The following is a 3190-nucleotide window of genomic DNA, read 5'->3' as shown; positions in this document are numbered from 1 at the left end:
GATCGGCGACGGCTCCCACGGCGAGAGCGTCACCACCGACTGGGCGCCGCGGCTCGCGGACCTGTTCGGTCCCGAGCGGGCCGCGAGCATCCAGGCCAGCACCTGGTGGCCGGCGCTGGTCTCCAACGTCGACCACGGCCTACAGCGTGGCTGGCAGGTCGAGGCCCTGCTGGGCGCCGGCCGGGCGCTGCCGAGCGACGGCTGGGAAGGCGTCGACGAGTGCCAGGCACTGGTCTGGCGGACCTCGATCGCGCTGGAGACCGCTCCCGACGAGCACGCGCAGGAGTACCACTTCGAGGAGCCGCCGGCGGACCTGTGGGAGGGCATCGAGCCCGACCAGACCTTGTTCGTCGACCAGTCCGACGACATCCCGTGGCCGCTTGCTGAGGACCCCGGCACGGACCTCGAGCCCCCCGTCGACCTGGTCGACGAGCACCAGGTCGACACGCTCGAGGAGGACCTGGTCGACGTCGACGAGGACCAGTACATCGAGAGCGACCTCACGCTGGCCGCCTACATCCGCGACCTCGGCGGCACCCGGCTGGAGCCCACCGACGCCGATATCCGGCTCATGTACCAGCGCGCCGACGAGTGGCACTCCTCCCCCGTCACGCGTGAGCGCATGGTCGAGATCAACGAGCTCACGCAGACCTTCTTCGAGTCCCGGTTCACCGACTCGTGGGGCCGCGACTACCTCACCGGCCGGTTCGGCGTCGACCTCGCCGGCGACGAGCGGTTCCGCCCCGGTCAGGCTCCGGCCGGCTGGACCAACCTGGTCGACCACCTCCGCGGCCGCAGCATCAGCGACGCCGAGATGCTCGCCACCGGCGTCGCCACCGAGGCCAGCACCGGCCGCCTCATCGACCGGTTCCGCGACCGCGTGATGTTCCCGGTGATCCACCAGGGCGAGGTCCTCGGCTTCGTCGGCCGCCGACGCCCCCACCTCACCGACGACGACAAGGCCGGACCGAAGTACCTCAACACCGCCGACACCCCGCTGTTCCACAAGGGCGCGCAGCTGTTCGGCGTCGTCGACGAACTGCTTGCCGAGGGCGCCGTCCCGGTGATCGTCGAGGGCCCGATGGACGCGGTCGCCGTCACGATCGCCAGCGCCGGCCTGTACGTCGGCGTGGCCCCGCTCGGCACGTCCCTGACCGATGAGCAGGCCGCGCAGTTGGCCGCCGTCGGCCGCGACCCGATCGTGGCCAGAGACGCCGACCTGGCGGGCCAGGTCGCGGCCGAGCGCGACTTCTGGATGCTCACCCCGCACGGCATGGACCCCGGCTACGTCCGATTCCCCGACGGACTCGACCCAGCTGACCTGCTCGCTCAGCGCGGCCCGGCCGCGCTCACCGCCGCGGTGGCCAGCGGCCAGCCCGTCTTCCGGTCCCTGGGCGACCAGCTCCTCACCGAGCGGCTCGACAACCTCGGCGCCGAGCAGGCGCGGGTGGCCGCCATGCGGGTCATCTCGGCCCGTCCCAGCCGGGCCTGGGAGCCGGGTGTCAACCAGGTGCGGGCACGGCTGCAGCTCTCCCAGCTGCAGCAGGCCGGCCGGGACCTTCGGGACGCGGTCAAGACGTGGGATGCCGACCCGCGGAAGGCTGCGCTGGCCGAGTTGCACAAGAGCAGCGAGGTCCGCGCCCGACTCTCGGCCGCGGCCGAGAAGACGCCCGCCGAGCGGTGGGCGCCGCTGGCCCGCGAGCTCGACCCGCGCCTGCTCGAGCAGGGCGACTGGCCGGCCACCGCAGCGATGCTGCAGCAGGCCCACGAGCACGGTCACGACGTCGGCGCCGCCACCCGTGCGATCGTCGCCGAGAAGCCCCTGGGCGACAGCCCCGCACGCGACCTGCGATACCGGATCGTCTCCCGTCTGGAGATCCCGATCGACACCGACGAGACCCCGGCGCCGACGGCGTTGCAGGGAGCAGCGCGCGACCGGCAGGACGTCAACCGCCCGCGGCCGCCGCGGCGCGGCACTCCGCGACGCTGACTGGCCGGACTGTCCGGCTTCCGTCAGTAGCCTTGGGCGCCCACTCCCCCGGCCGATCAAGGTGTCATGTCTGCCACGAAGCGACCCCGGCGTGCGACGCGCGCTCAGGTGCGGCAGTTCCTTGCCGCCGCCGCGACGACGCAGGTACCCCGCCGGACGAACTGGTCGACGCGTACCTAGTACTCCAGCCGTAGATCGTGATCTCGATGGTGAGGGGCGCCGAAGACAGAGGTGGCCTGTGTCGATCATCCGGACGAGACCGAGCACGCCATTGGGGGCGTCTGTTCCTTCTCCGCCTACCCGAGTCCACCGAGACGGAGGCTGTCCCTTATCTCGCTGAGCTTCGCGGTCGTCGCCGCGGTCGGCTCCTTCGCCTGTCCACCAAGACGGAGGGCATCTTCGATCTCGCTGAGTTTCGCGGAGGACAGGGCGCCTGCTCGCTCGATCAGGTCGTCCCGGGACACGGTGGTCAGCCACGTGCAAGGGGTAAAGCCCGGGCGCGGGAACGCGAACCGAAGCACGCCTTCAAAGGGCAGTCCTTCCATGGCGCCTACTGCCACTTCGACGCCCAGACCGGTGATGTCGACACCCGCCGGAGCTACGACCTGCATCACCTGGATCCCGGACGCGTCGTCTCCCGACAGCAGCACGACCAGCCGCCGCTCGTCGAACTCCACCCACCAGACTTCGCCACGTTGCACATGTCCTCCTGACACAGGACGGGAGGCCGATGCCTGCGCGACCCCGACGCACTGTGGAGAGGGGTGCGCCACCGTTGATCATCGGTTGTGTGAAAACAAACGATCATGCGGTGGCCGCAGGTCACAGCGTAGACCCTGCCCGCTGCGCGTGAGGGAGTGCTGTCCTACAGCCCCGAGCCGCGGCCTCTGGCCATGGCCGGTGGTGCCGGCGGCGTCGAGGGCTAGTTGTGATGTCCAGGCAGGTTGTCCCGCCTCGCGGCGGTGAGTCGGTCTGACAGGTGAAGGCCTCCGGTTGTGGAGTGGAGCTGTCTAGTTCACCGCTCCCAACCTGGAGGCCTTCGTGTCCCACGCTAACGCCGCTCTGACTCCACGCGCCCGTTTGCGACTTGCTCGGATCGTCGTCAACGACGGCTTCACCTACGCCTCGGCTGCCAAGATGTTCATGGTCTCGCCTCGCACCGCGAAGAAGTGGGCCGATCGGTATCGCCTCGAAGGTCCG

3 protein-coding genes are annotated in these 3190 nt (G+C 70.4%); 2 read left to right on the top strand and 1 reads right to left on the bottom strand.

Translation table 11 applies throughout. The features are described 5' to 3' along the window. Positions 1-1990: toprim domain-containing protein (locus VGD85_RS03900; protein ID WP_331062138.1), on the top strand; the 1990-nt coding region annotated here is incomplete at its 5' end. A gap of 296 nt (positions 1991-2286) precedes the next feature. Here VGD85_RS03900 and VGD85_RS03895 read toward each other — a convergent pair. Continuing rightward, the gene (locus VGD85_RS03895; protein ID WP_331062137.1) at positions 2287-2667 is read right to left on the bottom strand and encodes a type II toxin-antitoxin system PemK/MazF family toxin; all 381 of its coding nucleotides are present in this window, start codon (positions 2665-2667) and stop codon (positions 2287-2289) included. A gap of 364 nt (positions 2668-3031) precedes the next feature. Here VGD85_RS03895 and VGD85_RS03890 point away from each other — a divergent pair. Then, on the top strand, positions 3032-3190 hold a 159-nt coding region (locus VGD85_RS03890), incomplete at its 3' end, for a helix-turn-helix domain-containing protein (protein ID WP_331062139.1).

This window comes from Nocardioides sp. (assembly GCF_036401255.1).
GTDB lineage: Bacteria > Actinomycetota > Actinomycetes > Propionibacteriales > Nocardioidaceae > Nocardioides.
This window is presented reverse-complemented; position numbering and strand designations above follow the sequence as displayed.